This window comes from Nocardia sp. NPDC003269 (genome assembly GCF_042888005.1).
Taxonomy (GTDB): domain Bacteria; phylum Actinomycetota; class Actinomycetes; order Mycobacteriales; family Mycobacteriaceae; genus Nocardia.
Map to the genome: position 1 here is coordinate 1671699 of NZ_JBIAPA010000002.1, position 13850 is coordinate 1685548.

The following is a 13850-nucleotide window of genomic DNA, read 5'->3' on the forward strand; positions in this document are numbered from 1 at the left end:
GTCAGCGCGCCGAGCTGCGGGACAGGTTCCACGACCACCAGTGGTCGTCGTCGAGATCGGCGCGGATCGGGTCCTCGATGTCGGCGCGGAGCCCGGCGGGCAGCTCGGTCAGCGCGGGCAGGATGTCCGGGGACAGGGTGCTCAGGTACTCGGAGTCGAGCCGCTTTCCGTCCTCCCAGCGGGCGATATTGCGTTCGGCGACAAACTGTTCCGGGTCGAGCACGGCGAGCGCGATGAGGGTGGCCAGCGCGGTGCCGACCGCCGCGCGCGGCACCCAGCGCCAGCGCAACCGGGCGATCGCGACCAGCACGAGCACATAGACCAGGCCGACCCACAGCTCACACACCTCCACCAGCAGGCGCAGCACCGTGAAGCCGTAGGCCTGCTGGTAGGTCCACATCCGCGCGAGCGCCGAGCCGACGATCACCAGCGCCAGCACGCTCACCGCGCTGAGCAGGATCCGGAGCCAGCGCCGGTCGGCGGCCGTCTCCTGCGACGCCCAGTGCAGGACCGCCAGGATCACCGCCAGGGTCAGGATGCTCACCGCCGAGAGCTGCCAGAAGCCGCTGCGCGCGTACTCGGCGTAGGTGAGACCGGCGGTGCGCTGCACGTAGTCGTCACCACCGAACAGGGCGACGAACTGGGCGCCGAGGAACGCGGCGAACAGCACGGTCAGCGCGCCGACCGGAAGCACCCATTCACTGCGCGACCACAACCGGATCGGGCGCGTCTCGGTGCCCGCCGCGAGCGGTCCGGCGAGGAGATACAACCCGCCGAGCGCGCCCATCCCGATCACCGCGAACAGCACGATCCACTGCCACGCCGTGGCCGCGTCGATCGACGGCACCAGCCCGCTGAGCAATTCGGCGAAGGTCGCGTCCGCGCCGCCGAGCAGCGGCACGAACACCACCAGCAGCGCGGCCGTCACCGCGACCGAGGCACCGTAGCGCCGCAGATTCGACAGCTCCGCCGGCCGCGTGTCCCGCAACCCCGAGAACGCCCACGGCACCGCCTCGAACGAGGCCAGCGGCACCGCCACCATGTCGTGCGCGATCCCGCGACCGGTCCTGCGCCCCAGCACCGCCAGCGAGCCCGCGACACCCGCCGCCAGCACACACAGCACGAACAACCATCCCGCCGCCCGGAACGTCCCGACCCCGAGCAGCACGAGCGCCGCGGCAGTCCACCACAGCCGATGCCGGGCGATCACGGGTTCGAACGCCGAAGAGCTCCCGGCCGGCGCCACCGTCGCGGCGATCGGAGCCGCACGGGGCGCTTCCGGGGGACCCGCCGAGGGCTTGGTCGCGTCGACCGGCTCCGAGGAGCTCGTGCTCGGCGATGTCGGCGCACTCGACGACGGCTCACCCGCCGCCTGCCCGGCCGCTACCGCGGAATCGACGTTCGCGGTCGGGGTGGCATCGGATGGGTCCGAGTGGTCTGTCGCGGTCGGGGTCGCATCGGATAGCTCCGGGTGGTCTGTCGCGGTCGGGGTCGCACCGGATGCCTCCGGGTGACCTGTCGGGATCGGCGTCGTGCCAGCTGGCTCCAGGTCGGCCGGGGTCGCCTGCGTGCCCGTGCGGCCCGAGGTCGGCACTCCCGGTATGGCCTCGGTGGCAGACCGACCGGGTGCTGCCGGGGCGGCGGACTGGTCACCCGGCGCGGGGGTGCCGGTCGCGGTCGGAGCGGATTCACCGTTCGCCGGAGCGGGCAGGCCCGGCTGTGCAGGGCCGGGCGTCTCTGCTGTGGCGACAGCTGCGCCCTCCGGTGTTGCGGCGGGCTTGTCGGCTGACGTGCCCGACCCGGGCTCGATGGTCTTCGCAGCGGTCGCGGACCGGTCGGGGACGGTCTGCGGCGATGTCGTGTCCGGTGCGGGAGTGGCATCGGCCGGGGTCGGCGGCGTGCCGGTGCGGCCCGAGGTCGGCACTCCCGGTGTGGTCTCGATGGCCGACCGACCGGTTGCTGTCGGGGCGGCGGACGTGTCACCCGGCGCGGGGGTGCCGGTGGCGGTCGGCGCGGATTCGCCGTTCGCCGGATCGGGCGGGCCCGACTGTGCGGGAGCGGCCGGGGACGACTCCGAGACCGCGGGGGTGGTGTCCGCGTTCGCCGGGGCTGGATTGCTCGGGGAATTCGCCATGGAGGCAGGCGAATTCGGTGCTGTGTCCGGTGCGGCAGTGCGGGCCGGTGCGGCGGCCGAATCGTTCGGTGTCGCGGTATCGGGGGCCGGGCTCGGCGCGGTCGAGGTGCGGGTGCGGGCACGGTGGTCGACGATGCCCAGCGCGCCGGCGATGACGCCACCGGCGAGGACCCAGCCGAGGCCGGGGCGGTCGAGGGGAATGACTGTCGCGCCGACGATTCCGGCGACGGCGGCGGCGGGTAGGACGCCGGCCGGCCGGGTGACGTGGAACCGGCGCCGGTAGACCGGCAGTGGGGGCGGTGGCAGCGCGGGAGCTTTCGGCATCGGCGGCATGACGGCCGCCGCCTGCCAGCCCTCGGTCCACGGCGGCGGGTCGCCCTTCGGTGGCGCCGAGGCGCCGGGACCCGGCGCGGGTTCGGTCTTCGTCGCCGTGGCGCCGGCCGCGGGTTCGGTCTTGGTCGCCGTGGCGCCTGCCATGAGCTGGTCCGGTGTTCGCGGGGTGGCGGATTCGTCGGTCATGTCCCCTCCGATGGGTGTGCGGGATCGTCCCGGGACGTGGTGTCCGGGATGGTGGGTCGGGATGTGGTCGGGTCAGTCCGTGGGCAGGACGACGCGGATTCGGGAGCCGGGGTCGGCGACGGCGATGGTGCCGCCGTGCAGGTCGATCACCCAGCGGGCGATGGCCAGGCCGAGGCCGGTGCCGCCGCCGTCGGTGCGCCCGCCGCGGGTGAAACGGTCGAAGACGGTGGCGCGGTCGGCTTCCGGGATGCCGGGACCGTCGTCCTGGATCTCGAGCACGGTCGCGCCGGGCACGGCTCGCGCGGACACGCGGACCTCGCCGCCCGCCGGCCCGTGCCTGGCCGCGTTGTCGAGCAGGTTGAACAGCACCTGGTGCAGACGGGCCCGGTCGGCGCGCACGGTCGCCTCGGCGGGCACGATCGAGGTGGTGAAGCGGACACCGCGGCCGAGCGCGGCCGTCATCACCTCGGCCTCGGCGATCACCTCCGCCAGCAGCGGTGCCAGCGGCAGGTTTTCGCGATCGAGGGTGAACGCGCCCGCCTCGATGCTGGACAGGTCGAGCAGCTCGGAGACGAGCAGGCCGAGGCGCTCGGTCTGGGCCAGCGCGGTCCGCAGCGTCGCCGGATCGGGTTCGCTCACCCCGTCGACGATGTTCTCCAGCACGGCGTGCAAGGCCGTCACCGGCGTGCGCAGTTCGTGCGAGACATTGGCGATCAGGTCGCGGCGCTGGCGATCGGCCGCGGCCAGGTCGGCCGCCATCTGATTGAACGCGGTCGCGAGCTGACCCACCTCGTCGCGGGAACTGGCCCTGACCCGGAAGCTGTAGTCGCCGTGCGCCATCCGCCGCGCGGCCGCGGTCATCTCGCGCAGCGGACGGGTGATGCCGTGCGCGAGGAACTGCGAGGTGACCAGCGCGATGATCATGGCGGTGAGCGTGGTGAACGTCGGCAGCCAGCCGATCCGCAACCAGAAGTAGGCGAACGCGACCGCGCCCGAACAGACCATGAGCACGGCCAGCTTCATCTTGATCGAGCGCAGCGGATCCAGCGGCCGGGGCATCCGGTCGGCCACCCGGTCGAGGAAGGTGCGCGGGGCGTCCGCGGACAGCTCGCTCATCGCGCGTCCAGGGCGTAGCCGACACCGTGCACGGTGCGGATCAGATCGGCGCCGAGCTTGCGGCGCAGGGCCTTGATGTGGCTGTCGACCGCGCGGGTGCCCGAGGCGTCCGACCAGTCCCAGATGTCCTCGAGCAGCCGCTCCCTGGCCAGGACCGCGCGTGGGCGCTGGGCGAGACGGGCCAGCAGGTCGAATTCCAGCGGGGTCAGCTTGGCCTCGGTCGCGCCCCGCCAGACCCGCCGCTCGTCGAGGTCGATCCGCAGATCGCCGACGACGATGGCGCTCTCGCCGCGCTCGGCGGCCCGGTCGACCCGCCGCAGCAGGGCGTGCACGCGGGCGGCCAGCACCCGCATCGAGAACGGCTTGGTCAGGTAGTCGTCGGCGCCGACCCCGAGGCCGACGAGCTGGTCGGTCTCGTCGGTGCGGGCGGTGAGCATGAGCACCGGGACGTGCCGGTCGGCCTGGATGCGCCGGCACACCTCGAGCCCGTCGAAACCGGGCAGCATCACATCGAGCACCACCAGGTCCGGTTCCCCGGCGGCGGCCGCGGCCACCGCGCCCGGACCGTCGTGGGCCACCTCCACGGTGAAGCCCTCCGCGCGTAATCGCGCCGCGACCGACTCGGCGATCGTCACCTCGTCGTCCACGACGAGGATGCGCCGCGCGGGCGCTCCGGTCCCGCCCCCACTGATGTCCATGGACAGACCCTAGCGAGCGGGTGTGGAGGGTTGCGTCGTCAAATGTGGAGATTCTGTGTGCAGCGCGCCGGGTACGATGACCACGTGCATCAGCGTTTCCGCTCCACGCCGCCGCCCGCCTCCTGAGCGAGGTGCCCCGAGGGCGCGTGCCACCCGCCGGGTAGGCGCGGCGCCGTTCACCGCTCGGGCGTCGATGGCGTGTGCCCGCACGGCCGCTGTTCGCACCTCGTTTCCGCGACCTCATCCCTCTGTCGCAGGAGCGAATTCCCTGATGTCTGTTTCCTTTTCCGTGTCCGCGCCCGCCCGGCGTGGATTGTTCCCGCTCGTCGCCGCCGGTGTGCTGTGGGGTACCGGCGGCCTGCTCGGCACCCTCGTCCAGCAGCGCACCGGCCTCGCCCCGATCGCGGTCGCCACCTATCGGCTCGGCGTCGGCGGCGCGATCCTGGTCGTCGTCTCGCTGCTCGGGTGCCGTGGCGTCCCGCGGGGGCGGGCGGCCTTGCGGCGGATCGGCGCCGTCGGCGCGCTGGCCGCGATATTCCAGGCCTGCTATTTCGCCGCGATCGCCGCGTCCTCGGTCGTGCTGGCGACCCTGGTCACCATCGGCGCGGCCCCCGTCGTCGTCACGCTGGCCGACCACGTGACCGGCCGCCGTCGGCTCGACCGCGGGCGAGGCGCGATCCTCGCGCTGGCGATCACCGGCCTGACGATCCTGGTCGGCGTTCCGGCCGAGGACGCGTCGGGCATGGTCGCGGGCGTCGTGCTGGCCCTGGTCGCCGCCACCGCCTTCGCCGCGGTCACCCTCGTCACCGCCCACCCCGTCCCCGGTCTCGACGCGGTGACCGCGACCGGTTACGGATTCCTCGGCGGCGCGGCGCTTCTCGCCGTCCCGGCCGCGTCGACCGGCCTCGCCATCACCCCGACCCCGGCGAACCTGCTGGCCGTCACCGTCCTCGGTCTGGCACCCACCGCCGTCGCCTACGCCCTGTTCTTCCACGGCCTGCCCGCCGCGGGCGCCGCCACCGCCGCGGTCCTCACCCTGCTCGAGCCCCTGACCGCCACCCTGCTCGCCGTCGTCCTCCTCGGCGAACGACTCACACCCGTCGCCTGGACCGGCGCGGCCCTGCTCGCGCTCGCGCTGGTTCTGACGGCTACCACCGCCGAGCGCGAGCAATCGGCTTCCGCCGGATAGCCCAGGGGCCGAGAGCAGGTCGGTCGGGGCGCGAGGCCGCCGGGACGAGCCTCAGGGCTCGGGGAACAGGCCGGGCAGTTCCATGGCGTAGGCGAGGTCGTCGCGGGTGCCGAGGGTGACCAGCAGGACGCGGATCATCGTGATCCGCGCTTCGGAATCCAGCACGGGATCGGGGTCGCTGCCGGGCTCGGTGCCCATCGTGAGGCGATAGACGACGTATTCGCACACGTGCAGCGCCGTGTCCATGTCCAGGGGCGTGGGCACCGGGCGGCCCAGCTCGACGAAGGTCTTGCGGACCAGGGCGCGGATGTCGTCGAGGGCGCGTTCGCGGTAGGCCGACACCAGGGAGGCGGGGTCGTGCAGCTCGGCGAAGAGCGGCCGCAGCATCGGGCCGTGGCCGCGCGCCCAGTCGATGAAGGCGTCGATCAGCCGGATGCCCAGCTGGACCGGCTCGTCGGTGCCCGACAGCGCGTCGCGGATCGCGCCGACCAGGCCGTCGTTGGACGCGGTGAGGACCACGTGCAGCGGCTCGGCGGCATTGCCGAAGTAGCGGTAGAAGGTCGGCCTGGCCAGCCCGGCCTGCTCGATGATCTGGGCGACGCTGAGCCCGCGCGACCCGTTGCGGGCGAACACGGCGGCCGTCGCCTCGACGATCCGGGCGCGGACCTCGTCGGCCTGCTCCCGGGTCTGCGGTGGACGCCCACGGCGCACCGTGGCGGAATCACCGGACATCGCACCTCCTCACAACCGCGAGACGTCCACGGAAAGCTTGACACGGCACCGGCTCGAACCATTAATCTAACACTAGTGTTCAGCAAATAGCCGAACCTGCGCGATCGCTCCGCGCGACCCATCTGTTGAGGAGAAGGGCCGACAATGACGACAGCCCCCGAGCTGACCGCCGAACCAACCGCGCTGCCGACCGCGCTGGTCAAGCCCCTGTTCGACCGTGGTGTCGCGGGTGGCGCGCCGTCGGTGCCGATCTTCGCTCCCGCCACCGGACACAAGATCGGTGACCTGCCGCAGTCCTCGATCGAGGACATCGACCGCGCCTTCGCCGTGGCCCGCCACGCGCAGCGCGACTGGGCCAAGGTGCCGGTCAAGCAGCGGGTGGAGATCCTGCGCCGCTTCCACGACATCGTCCTGGCCGAGCAGGACACCATTCTCGACATCGTGCAGACCGAGACCGGCAAGTCGCGCCCGCACGCGTTCGACGAGGTCGGCGATGTCGCGCTGAACTCGCGCTACTACGCCGCCGTCGCGCCGAAGCTGCTCGCCGACCGCAAGCCGCGCGGCGTGCTGCCGGTGCTCACCTCGGTCGAGGTGCGCAACCGGCCCAAGGGCGTCGTCGCGGTGATCTCGCCGTGGAACTACCCGCTCGCGCTGTCGGCCTCCGACGCCCTGCCCGCCCTGGTCGCGGGTAACGCCGTGATCGCCCGGCCGGACAACCAGACCGCGCTGTCGGCGCTGTGGGCCATCGACGCCGCCGAGCGCGCCGGCCTGCCGCGCGGGCTCTGGCAGGCCGTCCTCGGCCGTGGCCGCGAGATCGGTGGCGACGTGATCGCCCGCGCCGACTACGTCGACTACACCGGTTCCAGCGCCACCGGCCGCACCATCGCCCAGCAGGCCGGTGAGCGCCTGATCGGCTACTCGCTCGAGCTCGGCGGCAAGAACCCGCTGCTCGTGCTCGCCGACGCCGACGTCTCCAAGGCGGCCAAGCTGGCCGTGCGCGCCTGCTTCTCCTCGGCGGGCCAGCTGTGCGAGTCGATGGAGCGCATCTACGTCGACGCCGCGGTCTACGACCAGTTCGTCGCCGAGTTCGTCGGCAACGTCAAGAACATGTCCCTCGGCGGCGAGCTCGACTACAGCCGCGACATGGGCTCGCTGACCTTCCAGCGTCAGCTCGACACCGTCACCGCGCACGTCGACGACGCCGTCGCCAAGGGCGCCAAGGTGCTCGCCGGTGGCCGTGCCCGTCCCGACCTGGGTCCGTACTTCTACGAGCCCACCGTGCTCGCCGATGTGGCGCCCGGCATGACGGTCTACCGCGAGGAGACCTTCGGTCCGGTCGTGTCGGTGTACAAGGTCGACTCCGACGAGGCCGCCATCGAGGCCGCCAACGACACCGCCTACGGCCTCAACGCCAGCGTGTGGAGCAAGGATGCCGAGCGCGGCAAGGCCGTCGCCGCCCGGATCAACGCCGGCTCGGTGAACGTCAACGAAGGTTTCATCGCGGCCTGGGGCAGCGTCGACGCGCCGTCCGGTGGTCTCGGCATCTCCGGTCAGGGCCGTCGCCACGGTCCCGAGGGACTGCTGAAGTACGTCGACACCCAGACCATCGCGGTCCAGCGGGTGCTGCCGATCGCGCCGCTGCCGGGCATGTCCGAGCAGATGTGGGCCAAGACCATGACGCTGGTCTTCGGCGTCATGAAGACACTTCGCCAGAAGTGACGCGTACGGAAAACGAAGCAGGGGTAGGCATTTCATGAAACTCGATTCGGTCGCGGGCAAGCGGGTGCTGGTCACCGGCGCCGCCATGGGCCTGGGCAGGCTGTTCGCCGAGACGGCGGTCCGCGAGGGCGCCGACGCGGTCGTGCTGTGGGACGTCAACGAGCTGACGCTGCGCGAGACCGCGGCGCAGCTGACCGCCCTGGGCGGCAAGGTGCACCAGCACGTCGTCGACGTGTCCTCGCAGGATTCGATCCGCGAGGCCGCCGAGGCGGTGCGCAAGGAGATCGGCGGGATCGACATCCTGGTCAACAACGCCGGGATCGTGCGGGGCAACACCTACTTCTGGGAAACCGAGAACCGCGCCGACATCGACAAGACCATGGCGATCAACTCGCTGGCCCCGATGTACGTCACCCTCGAGTTCCTGCCGGGCATGGTCGCCGGTGCCGGGCAGGCGCGCATCCTCAACATCGCGTCCTCGGCCGGTCTGGTGGCCAACCCGCGCATGGCTGTCTACGCGGCGTCGAAGTGGGCGGCGCTGGGCTGGTCGGACTCGGTGCGCCTGGAGCTCGAGCAGGCGGGCCACGACCACGTGAAGGTCACCACGGTCTGCCCGACCTACATCAACACCGGCATGTTCGACGGCGCCAAGGGCATCCTGTTCACGCCGATGCTCGAGCAGAACGACGTCGTCGAGACCTCGTGGCGGGAGATGAAGAACGGTGGGGCCTTGGTGGTGCTGCCGTGGACCTCGCGGATGAACCGCGCGCTGACCGGCCTGCTGCCGATCAAGGTGCGCGACTTCTACCTCAACGCCGTCGGCGTGTACCACTCGATGGATCAGTTCACCGGCCGCAAGTAGCCGTCGGACCGCGATGCCCCCGTCCGACGCGAGTGTCGGGCGGGGGCATCACCGTTCCGGTGCACGGTGCGCCTCATTGCATCGACTGCAGATACCGCGCGGTGCCGGGGTGCTCCGTCAGGCCGCGCTGGTGCCGAGAACGACTGTGGCGTAGTACTCCTCGGAGTGCTCGACGCGCGGGGTTAGACCGTGCGCGGTCAGCACCGCGCACGCGGTATCGACCTGTCCCGTCGAGGTTTCCACCAGCACGGTGCCGCCCGGCGCGAGCCAGTTCGCGGCCCCCTCGGCGACCCGGCGGAAGACGTCGAGCCCGTCCGCCCCGCCGTCCAGGGCGACGAGCGGTTCGTGCTCACGCGCCTCCGGCGGCATGTCCGCCACCCGCTCGGTCGGCACGTACGGCGTGTTCGCCAGCAGTACGTCGACGCGTCCCCGCAGATCGGCGGGCAGCGCGTCGAACAGATCCCCGCCGAACACCGGCGCGCTCAGCGGCGCGAGATTCTCCCTGGCGCAGGCCACCGCGACCGGATCGATATCGGCGGCGACGAGCTCGACCTCGCAGCCGCGCGCGGTGAGCTCGGTGGCCGCGGACAGCCCGAGCGCCCCACAGCCGCAACACAGGTCGACCACGCACGCCCGCGTCGCGTCCGGCGCGACCCCGGCGACCGCCCGCTCGACCAGGAACGCGGTGCGCCGGCGCGGCACGAAGACCCCCGGCCGCACGCCGACCCGCAGGCCGCGGAAGGCCACCCAGCCCAGCAGGTATTCGAGCGGTGTCCCCGCGACCCGCCGCGCCACGAGATCGTCGAGGCGGCGGGCGTCACCGTCGGCGGCCTCGAGCAGCAGCGCGGCCTCGTCCTCGGCGAACACGCAGCCCGCCGAGCGCAGCACGACGACGATGTCGTCGAGGGGGGAAACAGTCATGCAGCGATTGTCGCGTGCCCGACAACCGGTTTTCCGCGCCCCCGGATCAGCGCGCGCTGTCGAGCTCGAACGTGCGGGTCGCGTCCAGGTAGATCCCGCGCTGCGCGGCCCGCGCCGGCGGCGGCAGCTGCGAGACGAGCTGTTCGAGCGAGGTCATCGCGCCGACGACATTGGTGCCCGCCACCAGGAAATCGGCGACCGCGCGGCGGATGTGGTTCGGCGAGGTCACCACCACGGCGCTGGTCGCGCCGAGATCGCGCAGCAGGCGGGTGCTGAACAGCGCGTTCTGCACCGTCGACCCGGCCCGGTCCTCGACGTGGATCCGCTCGTTCGGCAGGCCTCGGCCCACCAGCCAGCGGCGCATCGCCTCGGCCTCGGAGATCCCGTTCTGCGGATTGCCGCCGGTGACGACCACCGGCGAGAACGGCGCGGCGACCGCCTGCAGCCAGGCCGCGGTGAGCCGGTTCTCCAGCTCGGGCCGCAGCGCGCCGTCGGGCAGCAGGCCGTAGCCGAGCACGACGATGCCGGTCTGCGGGCCGACCAGCGCGGGCAGCGGATTCGGCAGGGTCGCGGCCGCCGCGCTCACCGCGCGCAGCACGTTGCCGGTGCCCGCCGCCATGCCGCCGTCGATCGCGCCGAGGCGGGCCATCGCCTCGCCGACCGCGGCGTGGTCACCGGCGTAGTGCGACCAGATCGCCTGCAGGGCCAGCGCCTCGACGTCGTTCGGGTCGGCGGCGATGAGCGCGCGCAGGTCGGCGCGGCCCGCGTTGTCGTCACCGTCGGTGAAATGCCGCTGCGCGGAGTTGTAGAGCGCGGTCACGTCGGCCTCGGCGCCGGCCGGGGGAACGGCGGCGCTCGTGATCGCGGCGGCCGCGGCGACGGCGGCAGCCAGCTGTTTCCAATGCCTCGAGATCTTCACGACAGTCGACACCCTTCCCGCGAACGGTTCGGCACGTGCTGGCAGAGCTGTGGCAGAGCTGCGGACACCCTACGGCCGGGTGCGGCGCCCACCACGGATCCCGACGATGTTCCGCGCGTCGCCGCCCGGTGGTCGGGGTCGCGGGTAGCGGCGGATAAGCTGATGCACCGTGGATACCGCTTCGCTGACCGGCAAGGAACTCGCCGCCGCCATCAACGCCGACACGAAGGAGCGCGCCGCCGCGCTCACCGCCGCGGGCACCGCGCCGACGTTGGCGCTGATCGTGGCCAACGACGACCCGGCCAGCGCCTGGTACGTGAACTCCCTGCGCAAGGCCGCCGAGCGCCTCGGGATCGCCTGCGAGCGCATCGATCTCGGTGCCGACGCGAGCGCGGAGACGATCCGCGCCGAGCTGGCCGCGCGCAGCGCCGATCCGGCCACCGACGCGATCATGCTGCAGACCCCGCTGCCCGCCGGGGTCAGCCTCGACGACGTGAGCTCCTCGATCGCCGCGAGCAAGGACGTCGACGGCGTCAGCCCGCTGTCGCTGGGCCTGCTCGCCTCCGGCCTGGACGGTTTCGTCCCCGCGACCTCCGAGGCCGTGGTCGAGCTGCTGAAGCATCACGGCATCGCGCTGCAGGGCCGCGTGGTGACGGTCGTCGGCCGGTCCAACATCGTCGGCAAGCCGCTGGCGCAGCTGCTGCTGGCCGAGAACGCCACCGTCACCGTCGCGCACTCGCGCACCGCCGACCTGGCCGCGGTCACCACCCCCGCCGACATCGTGGTCGCTGCCGCGGGCCGGATCGGGCTGGTCACCGGCAAGCACATCGGCGACGGCGCCGTGGTGATCGACGTGGGCACCAACGAATCCGCCGACGGCGGCATCGTCGGCGACGTCGACGCGGCCACGGTCGACGGCAAGGCGGCGGGGCTGAGCCCGGTCCCCGGCGGCGTCGGCCCGGTGACCACCGCGCTGCTGATGCGCCACGTGGTCGTGGCGGCCGAGAAGGCCCGCGCCTGACCGGCTTTCGCGTCCTCGATCGGGTCTAGCGGACCGGCCCGATCGAGGTGATCAGGTACTTGGTGCCGATCTTGGCGGTGCCGACCAGCTGCGGGTTGTAGATGATCGGCACCGCGTCCGGCCGGAATTCGGTGATCACCACGAAGTACTGGCCTGCGAACGCCGCGGGCGTGATGCTCAGGCAGTGCGTGGTGCCCACCGGGATCGTGTCGATGCCCGCCTGGATGTCGGCGCCGGAGGGGAGTGCGGCGTCGCCGGACACCAGGGTCCGCGCCTGATCGCCGGACCGCGCGACGTAATACGCGTGCTGGAACGCCAGGATCGCCGCGACGCCGCTGTCGGTGCCGCCGGGGCCGTTGCCCTGGATCTTGCTGCCGACGAGCTCGGCGGGGCAGGTCCCGGCGACCGGGACCGCACCGGCGGGCGCGGGCTCGATCGGGCTGCTGGCCGCCGCGGATTCCGGGACGGGACCGCGCAACTGGAGGTAGCCGCCGCCGATCAGCACGGCACCGGCCACCGAGGCCGCGAGCGGTCCGACCCAGCGCGGCACGCGCTTGCGCCGGGATCGATCGATCATCCGCGCGAACACCTCGTCGTCGCCGCCGTAGTCGGGCGTCGGGCGCGGTGGTAGCGAAACCGGTGCGGCGGTGACCCATTCGGGCTGGGCGTCGACGCCGTCGGGAGCCGGGGTGTCGGGGGTGATGATCGGCAGCCGGTCGGTCGCCGGGCCGTTGTCGGGCTCCGGCGGGGTGAACGGCACGTCCGGAAGGGCATGGCGCGCACCGGGATCGAACGGTCCGCCGACGATGGGTAGCCGGTCGGTGGCGTAGCTGTCGGTCGGTACGACGCGCCCGGACGACCGGTCGGGTGCGGCGTGCGCAGCCGACAGCGAGATGACCGGGATACCGGCCGGTGTCGTCGGACCGCCCTCGACGCGATGCCGGGCTCCGGTGCGGGGCTGCGGATCCGCGTCCTCGGTCAGCCGGCGGGGGCGCGGCGCACTCGGATCGCGATGGGGCCGCCACCGCGGGGGCGGGGTGAACGGATCACCAGCCGACCCCGGGTCGTGCTGCCGAGCCCCGGTCGGTCTGTGTGCATCCGGTCGATCCATCGCCCCACCTTCATCAGGCTGTCGCCGTCAGGTTCGTCTCGCAACGATTTCGTTACGGGCACGATACTGCGCTGACGGTGGGAACGCCGAATGCCACGAGGGAATTACTCACCAGTGAATGTAGACCGGGTCACCGATGCCGACGTTTTCGTAGTACCAGGCCGCGTCGTCGGGGGAGAGGTTGATGCAGCCGTGGCTGACGTTGGCGTACCCCTGCGAGTCCACCGACCACGGCGCCGAGTGCACGAACACGCCACCCCAGGTGAGGCGTTCGGCCCATTCGCCGTCGATGATGTAGCCCTCGGGGTCGTCGAGCGGGATGCCGATGGTGCGCGAGTCGAACACCACCGAGCGGAACTTCTCCAGCACCGTGAAGTTGCCGGTGGGGGTCTCGAAGCCCGGCTTGCCCATGGACGCGGGCATGTTCCGGACGACCTGTCCGCCGATGCTGACGGTGAACGTGTGCGCCGAGAGATTCGCCTCGGCGTAGACGCCGCCGTTGGTCTGGAACTCGGTGCGCTGGTCGCCGAACCGGACCGAGATCGGTGAGTTCGTCGGCAGGTGCGTACTCGGTGTCCATTGCAGGTGGGTGCTGTCCACCCAGCTGAACGTGCCGGGCAGCGCGTCGGTGGCGCGGATCGCGGCGGCGCGTTCGGCGCCGGCCCGGTCGGTGACCGGGGCCGCGAAGGTGAACGTGACCGGCGCGGCGACGCCGACGACCTGTCCGTTCGCCGGGGAGATCGCGGTGACCGTCGCGGTCGGAGATCCTCCGATCAGGGCCGCGGACGCGGCTCCGGACCAGAACGCGGCGAGCAGTGCCGCCATGGTCGCGACGAACAGGAAACGAAGTGCGTTCTTCATAAACGCCACCCCTTCGGTCACTCGTAGGCGGATTCCAAGTCTAGGCCG

12 protein-coding genes are annotated in these 13850 nt (G+C 72.2%); 4 read left to right on the forward strand and 8 right to left on the reverse strand.

Annotation, left to right across the window (positions count from 1 at the left end):
* Position 1: 1 nt before the first annotated feature.
* From ACFYWJ_RS18110 to ACFYWJ_RS18120, 3 genes are all read right to left on the reverse strand, one after another.
* Positions 2 to 2653 carry a DUF4153 domain-containing protein gene (locus ACFYWJ_RS18110; protein WP_355275711.1) on the reverse strand — a complete coding sequence of 884 codons (2652 nt, stop codon included), beginning with the start codon at positions 2651 to 2653 and terminating at the stop codon, positions 2 to 4.
* A 72-nt stretch (positions 2654 to 2725) separates the two neighbouring features.
* Positions 2726 to 3769 carry an ATP-binding protein gene (locus ACFYWJ_RS18115; protein WP_355275710.1) on the reverse strand — a complete coding sequence of 348 codons (1044 nt, stop codon included), beginning with the start codon at positions 3767 to 3769 and terminating at the stop codon, positions 2726 to 2728.
* A complete protein-coding gene (locus tag ACFYWJ_RS18120) occupies positions 3766 to 4467 on the reverse strand; it encodes a response regulator transcription factor (RefSeq protein WP_355275708.1) in 702 nt (233 codons plus the stop codon). Before ACFYWJ_RS18120 ends, ACFYWJ_RS18115 begins: the two co-directional genes overlap by 4 nt.
* Positions 4468 to 4738: 271 nt before the next feature.
* Between ACFYWJ_RS18120 and ACFYWJ_RS18125 the strand changes: the two genes are divergently transcribed.
* Positions 4739 to 5656, forward strand: coding sequence for a DMT family transporter (locus ACFYWJ_RS18125; RefSeq protein WP_355275707.1), 918 nt, complete (start codon positions 4739 to 4741; stop codon positions 5654 to 5656).
* 51 nt (positions 5657 to 5707) lie between these two features.
* Here ACFYWJ_RS18125 and ACFYWJ_RS18130 read toward each other — a convergent pair whose 3' ends face one another.
* Positions 5708 to 6388 carry a TetR/AcrR family transcriptional regulator gene (locus ACFYWJ_RS18130; RefSeq protein WP_355275705.1) on the reverse strand — a complete coding sequence of 227 codons (681 nt, stop codon included), beginning with the start codon at positions 6386 to 6388 and terminating at the stop codon, positions 5708 to 5710.
* A gap of 144 nt (positions 6389 to 6532) precedes the next feature.
* On the opposite strand from ACFYWJ_RS18130, the gene ACFYWJ_RS18135 reads away from it, so the two are divergent.
* Together ACFYWJ_RS18135 and ACFYWJ_RS18140 are read left to right on the forward strand one after the other, a co-directional pair.
* Positions 6533 to 8107 carry a succinic semialdehyde dehydrogenase gene (locus tag ACFYWJ_RS18135; protein WP_355275704.1) on the forward strand — a complete coding sequence of 525 codons (1575 nt, stop codon included), beginning with the start codon at positions 6533 to 6535 and terminating at the stop codon, positions 8105 to 8107.
* A 34-nt stretch (positions 8108 to 8141) separates the two neighbouring features.
* Positions 8142 to 8969 (forward strand): SDR family oxidoreductase, encoded by an 828-nt coding sequence (locus tag ACFYWJ_RS18140; protein WP_355275702.1) that lies wholly within the window; start codon positions 8142 to 8144, stop codon positions 8967 to 8969.
* 117 nt (positions 8970 to 9086) lie between these two features.
* Here the strand turns inward: ACFYWJ_RS18140 and ACFYWJ_RS18145 are convergent, their stop codons facing one another.
* Together ACFYWJ_RS18145 and ACFYWJ_RS18150 are read right to left on the reverse strand one after the other, a co-directional pair.
* A complete protein-coding gene (locus tag ACFYWJ_RS18145; protein ID WP_355275700.1) occupies positions 9087 to 9890 on the reverse strand; it encodes a putative protein N(5)-glutamine methyltransferase in 804 nt (267 codons plus the stop codon).
* A 46-nt stretch (positions 9891 to 9936) separates the two neighbouring features.
* Positions 9937 to 10809 carry a YdcF family protein gene (locus tag ACFYWJ_RS18150; RefSeq protein ID WP_355275698.1) on the reverse strand — a complete coding sequence of 291 codons (873 nt, stop codon included), beginning with the start codon at positions 10807 to 10809 and terminating at the stop codon, positions 9937 to 9939.
* Positions 10810 to 10978: 169 nt separating this feature from the next.
* Between ACFYWJ_RS18150 and ACFYWJ_RS18155 the strand changes: the two genes are divergently transcribed.
* On the forward strand, positions 10979 to 11830 hold the full coding sequence (locus ACFYWJ_RS18155) for a bifunctional 5,10-methylenetetrahydrofolate dehydrogenase/5,10-methenyltetrahydrofolate cyclohydrolase (RefSeq protein WP_355275697.1): 852 nt from the start codon (positions 10979 to 10981) through the stop codon (positions 11828 to 11830).
* 25 nt (positions 11831 to 11855) lie between these two features.
* Here the strand turns inward: ACFYWJ_RS18155 and ACFYWJ_RS18160 are convergent, their stop codons facing one another.
* Positions 11856 to 12941 carry a hypothetical protein gene (locus tag ACFYWJ_RS18160; RefSeq protein WP_355275695.1) on the reverse strand — a complete coding sequence of 362 codons (1086 nt, stop codon included), beginning with the start codon at positions 12939 to 12941 and terminating at the stop codon, positions 11856 to 11858.
* Between the two features lie 108 nt (positions 12942 to 13049).
* On the reverse strand, positions 13050 to 13802 hold the full coding sequence (locus ACFYWJ_RS18165; RefSeq protein ID WP_355275693.1) for a L,D-transpeptidase: 753 nt from the start codon (positions 13800 to 13802) through the stop codon (positions 13050 to 13052).
* Between the last annotated feature and the right edge of the window lie 48 nt (positions 13803 to 13850).

What these genes read in the sequence shown, in the direction of transcription:
- ACFYWJ_RS18110 (WP_355275711.1), bottom strand. Translation starts at nt 2,653, where the DNA reads ATGACCGACGAATCCGCCACCCCGCGAACACCGGACCAGCTCATGGCA.
- ACFYWJ_RS18115 (WP_355275710.1), bottom strand. Translation starts at nt 3,769, where the DNA reads ATGAGCGAGCTGTCCGCGGACGCCCCGCGCACCTTCCTCGACCGGGTG.
- ACFYWJ_RS18120 (WP_355275708.1), bottom strand. Translation starts at nt 4,467, where the DNA reads ATGGACATCAGTGGGGGCGGGACCGGAGCGCCCGCGCGGCGCATCCTC.
- ACFYWJ_RS18125 (WP_355275707.1), top strand. Translation starts at nt 4,739, where the DNA reads ATGTCTGTTTCCTTTTCCGTGTCCGCGCCCGCCCGGCGTGGATTGTTC.
- ACFYWJ_RS18130 (WP_355275705.1), bottom strand. Translation starts at nt 6,388, where the DNA reads ATGTCCGGTGATTCCGCCACGGTGCGCCGTGGGCGTCCACCGCAGACC.
- ACFYWJ_RS18135 (WP_355275704.1), top strand. Translation starts at nt 6,533, where the DNA reads ATGACGACAGCCCCCGAGCTGACCGCCGAACCAACCGCGCTGCCGACC.
- ACFYWJ_RS18140 (WP_355275702.1), top strand. Translation starts at nt 8,142, where the DNA reads ATGAAACTCGATTCGGTCGCGGGCAAGCGGGTGCTGGTCACCGGCGCC.
- ACFYWJ_RS18145 (WP_355275700.1), bottom strand. Translation starts at nt 9,890, where the DNA reads ATGACTGTTTCCCCCCTCGACGACATCGTCGTCGTGCTGCGCTCGGCG.
- ACFYWJ_RS18160 (WP_355275695.1), bottom strand. Translation starts at nt 12,941, where the DNA reads ATGGATCGACCGGATGCACACAGACCGACCGGGGCTCGGCAGCACGAC.
- ACFYWJ_RS18165 (WP_355275693.1), bottom strand. Translation starts at nt 13,802, where the DNA reads ATGAAGAACGCACTTCGTTTCCTGTTCGTCGCGACCATGGCGGCACTG.